This window comes from Streptomyces sp. NPDC056948 (assembly GCF_042674225.1).
Classification (GTDB): domain Bacteria; phylum Actinomycetota; class Actinomycetes; order Streptomycetales; family Streptomycetaceae; genus Streptomyces; species Streptomyces purpurascens.
In genome coordinates this window covers 1-14660 of record NZ_JBHUQX010000010.1, presented here as the reverse complement: position 1 = coordinate 14660, position 14660 = coordinate 1, and the positions used below count along the sequence as shown (strand labels likewise).

Here is a 14660-nt window from a genome sequence, read left to right as displayed (position 1 = left end):
GGTGGTCTGCCCGGGGCGGGCGGTGAACACCAAGGGCCTGGCGGGGTTGCGGGCGTGCGCAGCTCGGGGTGGTTGCGGTTCCGGTCGTCACTCGGGAGGAGTCGTCTCCGTGAGTGCGGTCCGGGGCGGCAGGCTGGCATCGGGGAACGTGGCGAGGCCGTGGCCTCGGGCGACAGCGGCCAGCGGGGGGGGTGTCCTCCCGGCAACATGCGGATCCACGCCGGGAGATGAGAACAGAGCCCCTTGCTAAGGTGCGCTGATGTCATCGATCAAGCAGTTCCAAGTCACCTTCGACTGCGCAGAACCCGCGCGCCTCGCCGGTTTTTGGTGCGAGGTGTTGGGGTACGTCGTGCCGCCGGTCCCGAAGGGGTTTGCCACTTGGGAGGACTACCACCGCTCGCTGCCGCCTGAGGATCAGGTCACCTACTTCGCCTGCAGTGATCCCTCGGGTGCGGGTCCGCGCCTGCTCTTCCAGCGCGTTCCCGAAGGGAAGATCGTCAAGAACCGGGTGCATCTCTGCGTGCGGGCCGGCACCGGGCTCGTGGGTGAGGAGCGCCTCGCCACACTGGAGGCCGAGTGCGCACGGCTGGCCGCGCTCGGTGCGGTACACGTGCGCACGCTGCTCGCCGATGGCACCAACGAGTCGTGCATCGTGATGCAGGACATCGAGGGCAACGAGTTCTGTCTCGACTGAGCCTCCTCCGCGACGGCGGAATCGACCTCCGTGTCGCTCTTGACGTCCGGCTTGACCAAGTACTTCTTTGTGACCACGAGCGGTAATTGAGCGGTAATTGGCACCGCAGGTCAGAGGGTGTTTCGCCAGGAGCACGAGGCCAGCTTCCTCCTGCGGGCGGAGACCTTGTGTGCGTCGTCGGTCGGGGAGGTCGTCACGTGACTGGTCCGTGGTCCTGGTCAGCCTTCGGTTGCAGCTCCGGATCGCGCCGGCAGCGATCCGGCGGGCAGACGAATCAGGAGGCGCACCCGAAGGCGGGCAGGGCAGGGTCGTGATCAGACGGGATGCAGTGGGGGCGGGGATGCAGGTGGCACACGCCACGGGCCAACGACCACACCGAACCGTTTCGCCCGTTATGGTGAAAGCTAAGCGGACAGCAGTCCGGCATGAGGAGCGCACCGGACGACTGTCCGGTTAGCCAAGGGCTTCAGACGTAAGCCCGGAAGGAGGGCCTGTGGAGCCGCGGACTGGCGGGCCTCAGCGGTCGGACGCGCAGCGCAACCGGGAGCGCATCCTGGAGGTGGCGCTGGTCGAGCTGTCGCGTTCCGCGGAGGTGCCGTTGACCGTGATCGCCAAGAAGGCGGGCGTCGGGCAGGGCACGCTCTATCGCAACTTCCCCAACCGTGAGGCGCTCGTTCTGGAGGCGTACCGCCACGAGGTGCAGCAACTCACCGACAGTGCGGCCGAGCTGCTGAAGACCAGGGAGCCCGACCAGGCGCTTCGCGCATGGATGGACCGCCTCGCCCGCTTCATCTTGGCCAAGACCGGACTGGCCGACGCGCTGCGTCACGCGGCCGGCGCGACGGGAGGGCCGGAGCCGTCGGGATACTCGTTGGTGTTCGGATCGATCGAATCCCTGCTCAACGCCAACCACGAGGCCGGCGTCATCCGCCCGGGGGTGACCGCCGACGACTTCCTCCGCGCCATCGCCGGCATCTGGCAGATCGACATCAACGGCGACTGGCACGCCCAGACCACGCTACTGCTGGACATCGTCATGGACGGCCTGCGCGCGGGGGCTCCGGGGCGGCACTGAGGACCGCCGAGCCCGTCACGGCTGCGAGAGGCGGGGGCGGTCGGCGCGATCCGTGCCACCACCCCGCCCAGCCATCCGCCGCCCTGGATGCGTTCGGTGAATACCTCCGACCCAACCCCTTCGCGTCACACCCATCACACCGGTCTCCATTGACCCACTGCCCGGCGTCCGCGATCGGCCACGCCAGGATCCGGCCTTGCTAACCGGACAGCCGTCCGCTAGCTTCCCAATAGCGGACAGCCGTCCGGTTCTGCTTCCACTCTTGCGGCACACATGCGTCCGCTGACGCGACAGGCGTACGCCCCCACCCCACACACTCACGGAAGAGTCCCTTGCCATGAAGCTGCTCATCCTCGGCGCGACCGGCCCCACCGGTCGCCATCTCGTCGACCTGGCCCTGCGATCCGGCGACTCGGTGACAACCTTCGTACGCAACCCGGCAGCCCTCGGCGACCTGACCGACAAGGTCACGGTGGTCACCGGAGACGCCACCTCACACCGTGACATCGCCGCGGCCGCGGTCGGGCACGATGCGATCATCTCCGCACTCGGCAGGGGCAACTCGGTGCGCGCCAACGGCCTCTTCACCAGCTCCTCGGCGGCCGTGATCGGCGCCGCCGAGGAAGCCGGCGTCTCCCGCCTGGTGTGGCTGTCGTCCTTCGGCGTCGGCCACACCTTCGACTGGTCAAGCGCCACCCAGAAGGCGATCTACCGCACGCTGCTGCGGGCCATCTACGCGGACAAGGAGATCGCGGACGAACGCATCCGCTCCAGCGGGCTGGACTGGACCGTTGTCTACCCGACCCGACTGACCCACGGCCCCGCCAAGGGCACCTACAACACTGGAGACCGGCTGCCGATGAAGGGCAACCCGATCATCAGCCGCGCGGACGTGGCCACCTTCATGCACCAGGCGGCGCACGGCAGCGAGTGGATCCACCGCAGCCCCGTGATCAGCGACTGACACTTTGCCCTCACTCCCTGCGGCCGACCAGTTCGACCAGGCCACGAACGGTGGGCGACTGCCTCGAGGGCTGAACCTCGAGGGCGGGATGCCCCCCCGTACGGCCCGATCAGCACGTTGCCTGGGCCGCCACTCGCGAGGCGCCCCCTGACCTTTGCATGCCCCGGACCGCGCCCGGGGGCCGACCCGATATGACAGTTGTTATGGGAGGCGGTAGCCTCCCTCCTATAACGACTGTCATAGGAGGATGCCGTGACCATCATCACCGTGAACACGCCCAAGGGGCGCCTGAGCCTGGAGCAGCGCCGTGAGCTGGCCGAGACGCTGACGGACGCGGTACTGGTGCCCGAGGTGGGCCAGTTCGCTCCGGCCGCCCGGGCCGGGTTCCAGGTGCACTTCGTCGAGCGTGAGCGGGACATGATGGCCATCGGCGGCCGACTGCTGGCGGATGCCGACCCGGAACTCGACGTGATGGTGATCGACCTCGCGGTCATGGACGCCGCCTGGCAGCCGGAGGTACGGGCCGAGGTGATCGAACGCGTGCTGGCTGCACTGGCGGCGGCCTGCGGGCTGGAGAAGCCGGCGCCGGCCTGGTGGGTCAACTTCCGGGTGATCGACGAGGGCAGTTGGGGTTCGTCCGGCGGTGTGCTGTCGATCCTGCCGCTGCTTCAGAGCGGAGTGTTCACGGAGGAGCGGGTCAAGGCGGTCCGTGCCGCGCTGGGCACCTGAAGCCCTGGCTGTCGAGCGCGAGCCGGGCTCAGTCCTTGACCGCGGTGAGGATGAGCGCCCGCAACTGCTCGGCGGTGCGATCGAGGGGCTGGGTGCTGCGCTTGGCACGGCACATGGCCACGGTTCCCTCGACGGCCGCGACGATGAGCGTCGCGAGGTTCGCCGCCCGCTCGGGCTCGGCGCCGTGCTCACGCAAGGAGTCGGCGAGCAGCCCCTCCCACGTGGTGAAGACGTCGGCGGCCGCCGCCAGGGCGGCGGACGTCTCGCCGGCGGCCGGTTCCTCGATGGAGACCGCGAGGACGGGACATCCGGCCCGGAAGTCACTGTCGACGACGATCTTGCGCCACAGAGCGAGGAAGGCTTGCAGCCCGGCGACCGGGCCGGCCCGCAATTCCTCACGCAGACTGCGCGCGGTCCACTCGCCCGTGTGGCGAACGGCCTCGGTGACCAGCTGCTGCTTGCCCTCGGGGAAGTAGTGGTAGGTCGAGCCGAGCGGCGCCCTGGCGTGCTTGGCCGTCTCACGGATGCTCGTCGCGTTCAGGCCACGCCGGCTGATCATGTCAGCCGCTCCGGCCACGATCCGCTCACGCGCTGACGGACTGGGCTTGGTCACCTGCGAACCCTTTCTGATCCCTGAGCTATAACAATTGTCATACTCTACCGCCATCGTCTCAGTAGCGACTGTCATGGTCCTGCTGCGCCGCCGAAACGGACACGAGAGGCGTCTCAAGCCCATCCTCGTCCGGGCCGATGGCTGACCACGCCACCCAGGCCTAGCCCCCACGGAGAAAAGCCGATGCACACCCCCCTCACCGAGCCGCCCGCAGGAGCGGGAGCCGAGTCCCTGGAGCACCAGAAGGCGGCCATCACCCGCCTGGGACACGAACTGCGCGCACTGGTGGAAGCCACGGTCCGCACAGCCGCCTCGCCCGACACTCTCCACCGCGTGGCGGACGGCGTCCGACATGTCACCGGCCAGTTGACCGGGCGGCGGCGCGCACGAGCGGAGATCCCCGAAGTGGACGGGTTTCCCGGTGGGCCGCGGATGTACAGCCCTGCCGTCGGGGTCGGCAGCCCGCTGGCCCCGCCTGTGAGGATCACGCCCACCGAGGACGGCCTGATAGGTCACTGCACGCTGGGCATCGCCCACGAAGGCCCGCCCGGCTACGGCCACGGCGGCATGAGCGCCATGCTCCTGGACGAACTCATGGGCCAAGCCTGCACCGCCGCCGGAACGCCCGGCCTGACCGTCTCCCTCCAGATGCGCTACCACCAGCCCATCCCGCTGGAGACACCACTGCGCATCCTCGGACGCGTCACCGGCACGGACAACCGCAAGATCTTCGTGACCGGGACGATCACCACCCAGGCAGCCCCTTCCACAAACCTGGTCACCGCGGACGGTGTCTTCATCACGCCCGACCCCGACCGTGCCCGCGCACTGTTCCCCGGCCTGCAGGAAGAGACGTGACAGCGAGCCGGTCAGGAACTGCGGCTTCACCCTCGCTCCGCACGCCGCCCGTGACGGGTCGTCCGGGCCGCCCTCGCTCGGCACATGGGCCGAGACACCAGGCGCGCGACACCGATCCGCCCTCCTGCAACCGGGCTCCGCACGACACTGCGAAAGTCCGTGCCTGGTGTGCGACCGGGCTGGTTCCCTGGAGCCCGCGCCGCCCCGCCGGGCGACGAGACGGTTGACGCATGCAGATGGAGATCCGGGCCGCCGCGATCCGCGGCATCGATCGCCTGATCGACGACCTTGGTGGCGACGGTGCGGCGCTGTTGTCCGAGTTCGGCGTCTCGCCCGCTGATCTGAACTCCGAGCACGAACTGTTGCCGACAGTGACGGCCGGGCGGATCCTGCGCAGCGCCACGAAGAAGCTCAACTGCCCTGACTTCGGGCTGCGCCTGGCGGCGTACCAGGACATGTCGATGCTCGGCCCGCTGGCCCTGGCGGTAGGGAACTGCGACACCGTCGGAGAGGGGCTGGACTGCGCGTCGCGCTTTCTGTACGTGCACAACCAGGGGATTCGCCTGACGCGCGCGCAGGATCCCGAACGCTATGCGGGGGTAGGGGCCGTCGAATACCGGATGCTGCATCCTGATATCCCGTACGAGCCACAGACGATCGACGCGGGTCTGGGGCTGCTGCACCGCAATCTCATCACTATGAGCGGCGGATACGAGTTGCTCGGGGTCTACATGCCCCATCCGCCGCTCACGGACGAGTCCGTATACACCGAATTCTTCGGCGCTCCGGTCCACTTCGACACTGGTCGCGCCCTGCTGCGGGTGCCCACGAAGCTCTTCGCCCAGCCGATGTCGACCCCGGTCAATCCCGAACTGCGGCGCATGGTCGTGGAGTACCTGGAGGCGCACTACACCGATCCGCGCGAGAGCGTCGTGACCACGGTGCGGTCGGCGGTCAGCCGCGCACTGGGCACGGTCCCGGCGCGGATCGACCTGGTCGCGGAGTGGCTGCACATGCATCCGCGCACGTTGCAGCGCCGGCTGGCGCAGGAGGGCACCTCGTTCCAGGCGATCGTCGACGACGTCCGCAAGAACGCGGCGCACCGACTGCTGACGAAGACCGACATGCCGTTCTCTCAGGTCGCGTCGCTGGTGGAGCTGGCCGGACAGGCGGCCCTCACTCGTGCGGCACGCCGCTGGTTCGGCAGAACGCCGACGCAGGTCCGCCGTGACGCCGCGTCCACGTCTACGTCTACTGCAACGCGTGTCGTGCAGAGTTAAATTCTTGTCGCCCAGGGAAAAGCGACGTCTGCGGAGCGCTTACATACTCAGTTGCCATGACCAGTCCCCCACATGCCTCGCTGCCCGGTCATGTCGACGTTTTGATCGTCGGAGCCGGCATCTCCGGTATCGACGCCGCGTACCGGGTGCAGTCGCAGTGTCCCGATCGTTCGTACGCCGTGTTGGAGGCCCGCGAGTCCCTGGGCGGGACGTGGGATCTGTTCCGGTATCCGGGAGTCCGTGCCGACTCCGACATCTACACGCTCAGCTTTCCCTTCCAGCCCTGGACCGGCGAGAACTCCATGGCCGACGGGGACGAGATCCTCGACTACCTGCGGCGCACCGTGGACCGGTTCGGCATCGACCGCCGCATCCACTGCTCCACGAAGGTGGTCGCCGCCAACTGGTCGGGCGTGACGGCCCGTTGGACGGTGACCGTCGAGCAGCCCGGGAGTGAGGGCGAACCGCGGGGGTCCACCGTTACCTGCTCGTTCCTCTACCTGTGCACCGGCTACTACGACTACGAGCGCGGGCACGACCCGCATTTCCCGGGCATCGAGTCCTTCGTCGGCACGGTGGTGCATCCGCAGTTCTGGCCCGAAGGGCTCGACCACACGGGCAAGCGTGTCGTCGTGATCGGCAGCGGCGCGACCGCGATCACCATCGTTCCCGCGATGGCCCGCGACGCGGCAAAGGTGACCATGCTGCAGCGCACACCGACCTGGATCAGCGCGTTGCCTCGGAAGGACCGGTTCGCCGCCAGGGTCCGGCGGCGGCTGCCCGACGGGCTTGCGCACCGGGTCGTCAGGGCACGCAACGCCGCCTACTCCAACGCCTTCTACCACTACTGCCGGCGCTTCCCGGACCGGGCGCGGGCGCTGCTGACCAGGGCCGCCGCGCGGCGGATCGGCGAGGAGGCGGTGCGAGAGCACTTCACCCCGTCGTACGCGCCGTGGGACCAGAGGGTGTGCATCACGGCCGACGCGGACCTGTTCAAGGCGATCAAGCGCGAGGAGGTCGAGGTGGTCACCGATCACATCGACGGCTTCGTCGCCCAGGGGATCCGGCTGCGGTCGGGCAAGGTGCTGCCGGCCGACATCGTGGTGACGGCGACCGGGCTGCGCATGCTTGCGTTCGGCCATATCGCGGTGAGCGTCGACGGCGAGCCGGTCGAGCCCGCGGGCCACCTGCTGTGGCGGGGCACCATGCTCAGCGACGTGCCGAACTTCGCGCTCTGCTTCGGCTACGTGAACCTGTCCTGGACGATGCGGGCGGATCTCACCGCGCGGCTGGTGTGCCGCATCCTCAACCACATGCGCCGCGCGGACCTCGCGTCGGTCACCCCGCCCGCAAAGCCCGACGTGCGGGAACGGCCCATGATCGAGCTGGCGTCCGGCTACGTCCAGAGGGGTGTCCAGGGCTTCCCCCGGCAGGGCCATCGCGCCCCGTGGCGGATGCGCCAGACCTATCTGCTGGACACCGCCGACATCGCGCGCGCCAGCCTTCGCCGCGAGCTGCGCGGTGTGCCCCGCGCATCGGTGCGGCCGGCCGGCGACGACATCCGGACCGGAGGCTGACCATGGCAGAGCTGCACGGAGTGTACGACGAGCGCTTCGCGGAGGTGGCCGCGCGGCTGTCCGAGAACCTCGAGGCGGGCGACGAACTCGGCGCCTCGATCGCGGTCCTGGTCGGCGGGGAGCCGATGGTCGACCTGTGGGGCGGATGGGCGGACCAGAGCCGTACGGCGCCGTGGCGGCGCGACACGATCACCAACGTCTGGTCCTGCACGAAGACAGTCACGTCCCTGGCGGCGCTGGTGCTGGTGGAGCGTGGACTGCTCGACGTCGACACCCCGGTGTCCCGGTACTGGCCGGAGTTCGCCGCGCGCGGCAAGGAGGACGTGCTGGTCCGGCACGTGCTGTCGCACACCTCCGGCGTCTCGGGGTGGGACCGGCCGGTGACCGTCGCGGACGTCCTCGACGTACCGGCGGCGACGGCCCGGCTGGCCGACCAGGCGCCGTGGTGGCCCCCGGGCACGGCGTCCGGCTACCACCTGCTCAACTACGGCCACTTGATCGGCGAGTTGGTCCGGCGGATCGACGGGCGCACCCTGGGCCGGTTCGTCGCCGAGGAGATCGCCGGTCCGCTCGGTGCCGACTTCCATATCGGTCTGCCGGACTCCGAGTTCGCCAGGGTCGCCGATGTCGTACCGCCGCCGTTCCGATTGGGCGATCTCGCCGGCGCCGATCCGAACGGTGTGGCGATGAAGACCTTCACCGGCCCCTTCGGCGGTGCCGAGGAGTCGTGGCACCCGGAGTGGCGTCGCGCGGAGATCGGCGCGGCAAGCGGCCACGGCAACGCCCGGTCGCTCGCCAGAATCCACTCCGCCATCGCCTGCGGGGGCACGCTCGACGGCGTACGCCTGCTGTCGCCACGGACCATCGACCTGATCTTCCGTCAGCAGACGGACGGGCCGGACCTGGTCCTCGGGGTGCATCTGCGCTTCGGTATCGGGTTCGGGCTGCCGTCGCCGGCGGTGTCGTATCTGCCGGAGGGGCGGATCTGCTTCTGGACGGGCTGGGGTGGATCGGTGGTCGTGATCGACACCGAACGCCGGGCGGCGATCTCGTACGTGATGAACAGCATGGGCACTGGGCTGCTCGGCAGCGACCGCACGGCCCAGTACGTCAAGGCCGCTTTCGCGGCCCTGGATTGAAGGTGCTCTGATGAGATTCCCCAGTCCCCACGCCGACGTGGAGCTGCCCGAGTCGGGACTGCACGCCTACCTGTTCGCGGGTCTGGGCCCCGCCGACCTGGACCGGGTCGCGCTGGTCTCCGTGGAGTCCGGCGGGGCGCTGACATACGGGTTGTCGCGGACTCGCGTCGACGGGTTCGCCGCCGAGCTGGCGGCGCGTGGCGCCGGCCCCGGTGACACGGTGGCGCTGCTGTGTCCGAACCTGCCGGCACCGGGGACCTGGCAAGGGTCGACTCCACTGGATGCGTGTACATCGTCGACCGCATCAAGGAGCTGATCAAGTACAAGGGCTATCAGGTCGCGCCGGCCGAACTCGAGGCGCTGCTGCTGACCCACCCGCACATCACCGACGCCGCGGTCATCGGGGTGGCTGACGAGGAGGGTGAGGAGATCTCGAAGGCCTTCGTCGTCGCCGGCGATCCCGCGTTGAGCGCCGAGCACGTAACGGAGTTCGTTGCCGCGATCCCCAAGTCGTCGGCGGGCAAGATCCTGCGCAAAGAACTGAGATCCAACGAGCCCCTGTGACCAGCGGTCCGCAACATCTGCCATGATTATGACGAGTGTTATAGCGAGAGAGGTGTACTCATGTCCGAGCCGATAGTCCTGGTGGCGACGATGGTCGCGAAGCCGGGCCAGGAAGAGCTGGTCGAGAAGACGTTCAAGGCGGCCATACCCGCGGTGCACGCCGAACCCGGGTGCCTGCTGTACGCGCTGCATCGCAAGGCGGGCACCACCGGCGAGTTCGTCATGATCGAGAAGTGGGCCTCGCAGGAGGCACTGGGCGCGCACATGAAGGGCGCCGCGATGCGGGAGATCGGCGTCGCCCTGGCGCAGGCGCTGGCCGGCCCCCCGGACGCGCTCTTCCTGGAGGCGATCCCCGCCGGCGCCGCGGAGTCCGGCGCCATCTGACCGTACGCGGGCACCGGGCCGACGGACACACCCTCCGGCCCGGGATCCCCCACGCAACCGAGGAGTTTTCCCCATGAAGAGCCTGATGTTCGTCGCCCCCGGACAACTGCGCTTCGACGAGGTCGACGCCCCCACCATCGTCGAGGGCACGGACGCGCTGGTGCGTCCGCTCGCGGCGACGACGTGCGATCTCGACCACCATGTCATCGGCGACAAGACGCCGTTCTCCGGATTCGGCCCTTTCCCGATCGGTCACGAGTGCGTGGGCACGGTGGTCGAGGTCGGCCCCGACTGCACGGACGTCGCGGTCGGTGACGTCGTCGGCGTCGCGTGGCACATCGCGTGCGGCAGCTGCGCGCAGTGCAAGCTCGGGCACCCCGCCCGCTGCCTCCTCCACGGCGACGCCCAGTACGGCCTTCCGGTGAACGGGGCCTGGGGCGGGACCTTCGACGAACTCATCCGTGTTCCCTACGCGGACTTCAACCTCGCCAAGCTGCCCGCCGGGGTCGACCCCGTGCACCTGGCGTCGATCGGCGACAACCTCGCCCTCGGCTGGGAGACGGTGATGCCGACCGTCGCCGGTATCACCGACCCGAAGATCGCTGTCTTCGGCGGGACCGGTTCCATCGGGTTGTACTGCGTCGACGTCGCGGTCCACTGCGCCGGCGCCCGCACCGTGTACTACGACGACGACCCGGTCAGGATGAAGGTCGCCGAGCAGCTCGGCGCCGAGGTCCACGACATCCACGGCAAGCGCGAGAAGGACTTCCACCTCGCCGTGGACGCCAGCTGCAACCCGGAGCGGCTGCGCAAGGCACTGCTGTCGGTCATGCCCGAGGGGTACGTCAACAGCGTCGGCATCTACTTCGACGAGGTCCAGCTCCCCCTGCTCGCGCTGTATCAGCGTGGAGTCCACTTCCACAACGGCAAGGGCCACGCACGGCCGAACATGACACCGACCCTGGAGGCGGTCGCCGCCGGCACGCTCCACCCCGAGCTGGTCACCAGCGGAATCTACGGGTGGGACGAGATCCCCGACGTGCTGACCTCCGACCGGGCCGGCCACAAGCCGATCTTCGTCCTGGAGAACTGAGCTATCGAGGCCGCCGGCCCTGTCGCGGATTGCACCGCTCGAATTGCCGACGTCGAGATGATCGGCGGCCCGTACGAGCGGTGCGGATCGCTCAGCGGGCGCGGACCTCGTGCGTCCACGGACCGGAATGCCGCCACAGAGGCGCTCTCTCCTTCGCAATCGTGTCAAAAGGGTGCCGGGGCGGTCTGGCGGGACCTCGGTCCCGCCACCGGGTCCGGCCGGACATAGCCCGCCGAGATCAAGGCCAAGGTCAGACGGGCACTACTTCGCCCGGCTCCGCATGCCGATCACCGACAGCAACTCCGGCTTCTCGGCGGACTCGCTTCCCGGCTCGGCCGAGTAGCCCAGGATGCGCAGGCCACTGCCGTCCACCCGGAGCACGTTGCAGTCCAGCGTCAGCAGGCCCACCTGCGGATGGTCGACCGCCTTGTGGGGGACTTCCGGACTGCCGACGACGCCCGCTCCTGCGCGCAACTCGGGGACCATGCCGATCTCCAAGGCGCGCTGTTCCTCCTGGGTGTGCCGGGCCCGGGTGGGCGCCCCCAGGAACACGCCCCACGCCCCGTTGCGTTCGAAGCCTCGTGGGTGGGGCAAGAGCTGTTCGTCGTCCGAGGTCGCGGCGATGATCGAGGGGCTGCTGCGGCACTGCGCCGACGCCGAGATCGAGTCCATCGCATCGTCTTCCGGTGCTTGGTGATGAGCACTTCCAGGTCCTCGGGGCCGCAGATCTTCACCATGCCGGTTCCCGGAAACTTGCTCTTGTCGGCCAGGAGCACCACCTTGTCACCAGCAGCATTCATGGCGCGTCGGGCAACTCCCGGCGAGCGCGTCACGATGCGCCCCCATCGGCGGATCGGGAACAGCAAGATCAGTACGGCCTGCGGCCTGCGCCATGCCTCCGAGCGCGATGACCCCGGCGTGTTCCAGGGCTCGCCCGACGCTCGTGGGCAGAGTGATGGTCACCAGCATGCTGCCGACCGTCGTCGCTGCGACGATCCCAGCGGTCGATCCGAGGGACCACGCCATCCCCGCGGCAAAGGCCCCTACGGCCAGCAGCGGGAGGAACGTCATGAGTCGCCCCGCTGCCAGGTAGCCCACGAAGGTGCTGAGCGCCAGACCCGCGCCCGCGCCGAGCGCGATCACCTTGCGCGGACGCCAGGTGCGCTGGAAGGTGGCCGCACCCGCGAAGTAGGCACCGAGGGCGGCGGACGCGGCGTACGCAGGGGAGATCAGCCACAGCGCCGGCCCGATGACGAGCGCCGCCCCAGCAGCCGTACGCAGCGCGAGCATGAGCTCCAGCCGCGTCTCCTCGATCGTGAGCCCGGATCGCACGACCTCCCCGAAGGTCCGCAGCCACCTCACTCATGTGAGCCTAGGCGGCCGCGTACCGGCTGAAGAAGGGGTGACGGGCCTGCCCTACCGGGACAACGCCCGCCCCGTCATCACCATGATCAACCCGCCGGCGCACATCGCGCTGCTGGTTGTGCCGGTATCGGTTCACTTCGAGGGCTGGTCGCCGTGGTCGTCTTGGAGCGTGTGACGACGTTCCTGTTCGCGCTTGGAGTAGGCGGCTGCCCGGATCGCATCGTCGCTCTCCAAGCCTGATCCCAGCGCGCCGCCCACGGTGGCGACCGAAGCGACGAACCAGGACAGCGTCAAGTACTCCTCGGCGTCCAGTGGGGTTCGTGTCACGGAAGCGAACGCTTGGTCGTTGAGGATGAACAGCGCCCACACCCAGTTGATGACCATCAAACCCACGTAGCAGACGAGCACCCCGATACCCACGGTCACGACCGTCGAGGCGTTGTACAGCCGCGCCCTCTGCCTCGCCTCCGGCGAGCTCTCTGTTGATCGATGCCACAGCTCCGCGTCTATGATCAGCCAGCCGATCATGATCGCGACAGATCCGACCGTGGCAATCACGAGGCGTGGCGTGCTGAGGGACGCGGCCAGGGTCCAGACGGTGGAGTTCACGGTGGCGACTGCTCCCGTGGCGAGTGCGGCCGCCAGGGCTTTCGACAAGCCCGGCACCAACCGCCACGGCCGGTTGGCGCGGACCATACCGGCGAGCACTCGCAGGTAACCGCGCGGCCCGCTGACGACGTACCGAAGATCGTCGGTCTCCTTCTCACCGGTCGGGCCCGGATGAATAGGCGCGAGACGATTGACGAAGGGCCCCAGAAGCGGCTGACTTCGTGGAGGTCCTTCAGCTCCAGTGGTTTGCGGACCCGCCAAGCCAAGCACGGCTTCTTCGACGGCCCGCCGGGCCCTCGTCTGCAGCCGCAGGCCTCCCAGTGAAGGAAGAGAGAGCAGCGCCAAGCCGTGTTCGTGATTCAGATGCACAGCGAGCCTGCGCCCGTGTGAGTGCAGCGGAAGGTCGGTGAGGGCCACGACGATGTCCCAGTTCTCCGCACTCCCTCGGTCCATGATCCGGCGCATCAAGGTGGGCGGGTCCTCCGCCCCAGAGGTAAAGGGCTCACTGACCACCTCGACGTCGAACCGTCGCCCCTGGCCCGACTTGTCGGCGAGCCGAGCAGAGAGTGTCCGGGCCATACGCTGCGCGATCTCCGTCGGCGCGTCCGGATCCGCCAGGAGAGCCACGACCGTAACGCCCTGAGACGACACCCGCATGACTGGACCCTCTCGTCGGCTGCCCCGCGATCCCAAGTGCCCACAGACGCCGCCGAGGTAACGTCGACGCCGCGTGACACGCTGGCCTGCGCCTGCAGGCGCAGGTGCAGGTGGTACGGCCGGATGTCCTGGCATCGCCCTGGCACGCACCGCACGCCGCGCCACCGACCACCCCGCTTTCCGTGTCCGGCCCGGGAGCCGGAGTCCGGCCAGCCCTGCCACGCGGGTCTTCCCAGAACGCCTGCGAGGCACAGCGCTACGTCCTGCCCGGCGTCTGGGCGGCTGGTGGGCGGGATGGGCGCGCAACCGGCCCTGGCTGCTGCTCACCAGCCTCTCCGGAGCGCTCTCTGGCCCTGCTGTCGGTCCGCACGCCCGTCCGACCCCCCGGGGCAGTCGGACGCATGGGCCTGGCAGGGCAAAACAGGGAGGCTAATTGGGCCCGACATACGCATGCGTTCGCGCGCCCCCGTCGGCCAGGCTGACTGGGAAGCCCAGGGGCCGGGAGCCGGCCGGCTCCCGCAGCCGGAGGTTGCCGTCATGACCGTGATGTCCATCGCCAGATTCGAGAGGTTCTTTCGCGCGGCCGCAGGACTGAACGTCGACAAGAACGATCTCAAGCGCTACAGCGACTTCGTCGACGCCAAGCTCTACGATCTGCTGACCGTCGCCCAGGCCACTGCCAAGGCCAACGGGCGCGACATCATCCAGACCTGTGACTTGCCGATCACGAAGGGCCTGCAGGAGAGCATTCACCACTTCCGGAAGATCGACCAGGACGTAGAACTCAAGCCGATCCTGGAACAGCTCGCCACTCATCCCGCTCTGGACCGCGCACCCGATGAGGAGACCGAGGCGGCCTATCCGGACATCGTCGGCGGACTCAGCCTGGCCCTTGCCCAGAGCTTCAAGATTTTCCACCCCGACCTGAAAAACCCCCAGACCCAGCACTGGGACGAGGCCCGAGCCGTCTTCGACCTCCTGCTGTGAGCGGAAGCTGGCCGAGACCGCGGCGGGTCCCGCCGGGTGCTGGAGCAGAAGGCAAGCCCCAGCCCTCCAGGC

At 68.8% G+C, this 14660-nt stretch carries 15 protein-coding genes and 3 pseudogenes; 13 read left to right on the top strand and 5 right to left on the bottom strand.

All coding sequences use genetic code 11. The features are described from left to right. Nucleotides 1–259: 259 nt before the first annotated feature. The 4 genes from ACFTZL_RS02615 (at nucleotide 260) to ACFTZL_RS02600 (ending at nucleotide 3462) form a co-directional block, all read left to right on the top strand. Nucleotides 260–694, top strand: coding sequence for a VOC family protein (locus tag ACFTZL_RS02615; RefSeq protein WP_382577312.1), 435 nt, complete (start codon nucleotides 260–262; stop codon nucleotides 692–694). Nucleotides 695–1187: 493 nt separating this feature from the next. Beyond that, on the top strand, nucleotides 1188–1769 hold the full coding sequence (locus tag ACFTZL_RS02610) for a TetR/AcrR family transcriptional regulator (RefSeq protein ID WP_382577310.1): 582 nt from the start codon (nucleotides 1188–1190) through the stop codon (nucleotides 1767–1769). 337 nt (nucleotides 1770–2106) lie between these two features. Further along, on the top strand, nucleotides 2107–2733 hold the full coding sequence (locus tag ACFTZL_RS02605; protein ID WP_382577308.1) for an NAD(P)-dependent oxidoreductase: 627 nt from the start codon (nucleotides 2107–2109) through the stop codon (nucleotides 2731–2733). A 252-nt stretch (nucleotides 2734–2985) separates the two neighbouring features. Beyond that, nucleotides 2986–3462 carry a 4-oxalocrotonate tautomerase family protein gene (locus tag ACFTZL_RS02600; RefSeq protein WP_382577307.1) on the top strand — a complete coding sequence of 159 codons (477 nt, stop codon included), beginning with the start codon at nucleotides 2986–2988 and terminating at the stop codon, nucleotides 3460–3462. A 28-nt stretch (nucleotides 3463–3490) separates the two neighbouring features. Here the strand turns inward: ACFTZL_RS02600 and ACFTZL_RS02595 are convergent, their stop codons facing one another. Beyond that, nucleotides 3491–4075: a TetR/AcrR family transcriptional regulator gene (locus ACFTZL_RS02595; protein ID WP_382577304.1), complete on the bottom strand. Its 585-nt coding sequence runs from the start codon at nucleotides 4073–4075 to the stop codon at nucleotides 3491–3493. A 183-nt stretch (nucleotides 4076–4258) separates the two neighbouring features. On the opposite strand from ACFTZL_RS02595, the gene ACFTZL_RS02590 reads away from it, so the two are divergent. The 8 genes and pseudogenes from ACFTZL_RS02590 (at nucleotide 4259) to ACFTZL_RS02555 (ending at nucleotide 10970) form a co-directional block, all read left to right on the top strand. Next, a complete protein-coding gene (locus ACFTZL_RS02590) occupies nucleotides 4259–4933 on the top strand; it encodes a PaaI family thioesterase (RefSeq protein ID WP_382577302.1) in 675 nt (224 codons plus the stop codon). 230 nt (nucleotides 4934–5163) lie between these two features. Next, nucleotides 5164–6213 (top strand): AraC family transcriptional regulator, encoded by a 1050-nt coding sequence (locus ACFTZL_RS02585; RefSeq protein ID WP_382577300.1) that lies wholly within the window; start codon nucleotides 5164–5166, stop codon nucleotides 6211–6213. 56 nt (nucleotides 6214–6269) lie between these two features. Then, nucleotides 6270–7790 carry a flavin-containing monooxygenase gene (locus ACFTZL_RS02580; RefSeq protein WP_382577298.1) on the top strand — a complete coding sequence of 507 codons (1521 nt, stop codon included), beginning with the start codon at nucleotides 6270–6272 and terminating at the stop codon, nucleotides 7788–7790. Between the two features lie 2 nt (nucleotides 7791–7792). Further along, complete coding sequence (locus tag ACFTZL_RS02575) at nucleotides 7793–8929, top strand: serine hydrolase domain-containing protein (protein ID WP_382577295.1); 1137 nt, start codon at nucleotides 7793–7795, stop codon at nucleotides 8927–8929. Between the two features lie 10 nt (nucleotides 8930–8939). Further along, nucleotides 8940–9245 carry a hypothetical protein gene (locus ACFTZL_RS02570; protein WP_382577293.1) on the top strand — a complete coding sequence of 102 codons (306 nt, stop codon included), beginning with the start codon at nucleotides 8940–8942 and terminating at the stop codon, nucleotides 9243–9245. Next, nucleotides 9179–9493, top strand: a pseudogene (locus tag ACFTZL_RS02565) (4-coumarate--CoA ligase family protein); the annotation flags it as partial. The gene ACFTZL_RS02570 and the pseudogene ACFTZL_RS02565, both read left to right, overlap by 67 nt. A gap of 60 nt (nucleotides 9494–9553) precedes the next feature. After that, nucleotides 9554–9877, top strand: coding sequence for a putative quinol monooxygenase (locus tag ACFTZL_RS02560; protein ID WP_382577291.1), 324 nt, complete (start codon nucleotides 9554–9556; stop codon nucleotides 9875–9877). Between the two features lie 73 nt (nucleotides 9878–9950). Then, a complete protein-coding gene (locus tag ACFTZL_RS02555; RefSeq protein WP_382577290.1) occupies nucleotides 9951–10970 on the top strand; it encodes a zinc-binding dehydrogenase in 1020 nt (339 codons plus the stop codon). A 261-nt stretch (nucleotides 10971–11231) separates the two neighbouring features. Here the strand turns inward: ACFTZL_RS02555 and ACFTZL_RS02550 are convergent, their stop codons facing one another. From ACFTZL_RS02550 to ACFTZL_RS02535, 4 genes and pseudogenes are all read right to left on the bottom strand, one after another. Then, nucleotides 11232–11642, bottom strand: a complete 411-nt coding sequence (locus tag ACFTZL_RS02550) for a hypothetical protein (protein ID WP_382577288.1) — start codon at nucleotides 11640–11642, stop codon at nucleotides 11232–11234. 20 nt (nucleotides 11643–11662) lie between these two features. Then, nucleotides 11663–11779: pseudogene (locus tag ACFTZL_RS02545) on the bottom strand (ArsR family transcriptional regulator); the annotation flags it as partial. 10 nt (nucleotides 11780–11789) lie between these two features. Continuing rightward, nucleotides 11790–12332: pseudogene (locus ACFTZL_RS02540) on the bottom strand (FUSC family protein); the annotation flags it as partial. A gap of 135 nt (nucleotides 12333–12467) precedes the next feature. After that, the gene (locus ACFTZL_RS02535) at nucleotides 12468–13601 is read right to left on the bottom strand and encodes a hypothetical protein (RefSeq protein WP_382577286.1); all 1134 of its coding nucleotides are present in this window, start codon (nucleotides 13599–13601) and stop codon (nucleotides 12468–12470) included. 537 nt (nucleotides 13602–14138) lie between these two features. On the opposite strand from ACFTZL_RS02535, the gene ACFTZL_RS02530 reads away from it, so the two are divergent. Then, nucleotides 14139–14588 carry a DUF1931 family protein gene (locus tag ACFTZL_RS02530; protein WP_382577366.1) on the top strand — a complete coding sequence of 150 codons (450 nt, stop codon included), beginning with the start codon at nucleotides 14139–14141 and terminating at the stop codon, nucleotides 14586–14588. Nucleotides 14589–14660 lie beyond the last annotated feature (72 nt).

Excerpts from the sequence above, each read along its gene's own strand:
- ACFTZL_RS02615 (WP_382577312.1), top strand. The coding sequence starts at position 260 with ATGTCATCGATCAAGCAGTTCCAAGTCACCTTCGACTGCGCAGAACCC.
- ACFTZL_RS02605 (WP_382577308.1), top strand. The coding sequence starts at position 2,107 with ATGAAGCTGCTCATCCTCGGCGCGACCGGCCCCACCGGTCGCCATCTC.
- ACFTZL_RS02590 (WP_382577302.1), top strand. The coding sequence starts at position 4,259 with ATGCACACCCCCCTCACCGAGCCGCCCGCAGGAGCGGGAGCCGAGTCC.
- ACFTZL_RS02585 (WP_382577300.1), top strand. The coding sequence starts at position 5,164 with ATGCAGATGGAGATCCGGGCCGCCGCGATCCGCGGCATCGATCGCCTG.
- ACFTZL_RS02580 (WP_382577298.1), top strand. The coding sequence starts at position 6,270 with ATGACCAGTCCCCCACATGCCTCGCTGCCCGGTCATGTCGACGTTTTG.
- ACFTZL_RS02575 (WP_382577295.1), top strand. The coding sequence starts at position 7,793 with ATGGCAGAGCTGCACGGAGTGTACGACGAGCGCTTCGCGGAGGTGGCC.
- ACFTZL_RS02570 (WP_382577293.1), top strand. The coding sequence starts at position 8,940 with ATGAGATTCCCCAGTCCCCACGCCGACGTGGAGCTGCCCGAGTCGGGA.
- ACFTZL_RS02560 (WP_382577291.1), top strand. The coding sequence starts at position 9,554 with ATGTCCGAGCCGATAGTCCTGGTGGCGACGATGGTCGCGAAGCCGGGC.
- ACFTZL_RS02555 (WP_382577290.1), top strand. The coding sequence starts at position 9,951 with ATGAAGAGCCTGATGTTCGTCGCCCCCGGACAACTGCGCTTCGACGAG.
- ACFTZL_RS02550 (WP_382577288.1), bottom strand. The coding sequence starts at position 11,642 with ATGGACTCGATCTCGGCGTCGGCGCAGTGCCGCAGCAGCCCCTCGATC.
- ACFTZL_RS02535 (WP_382577286.1), bottom strand. The coding sequence starts at position 13,601 with ATGCGGGTGTCGTCTCAGGGCGTTACGGTCGTGGCTCTCCTGGCGGAT.
- ACFTZL_RS02530 (WP_382577366.1), top strand. The coding sequence starts at position 14,139 with ATGACCGTGATGTCCATCGCCAGATTCGAGAGGTTCTTTCGCGCGGCC.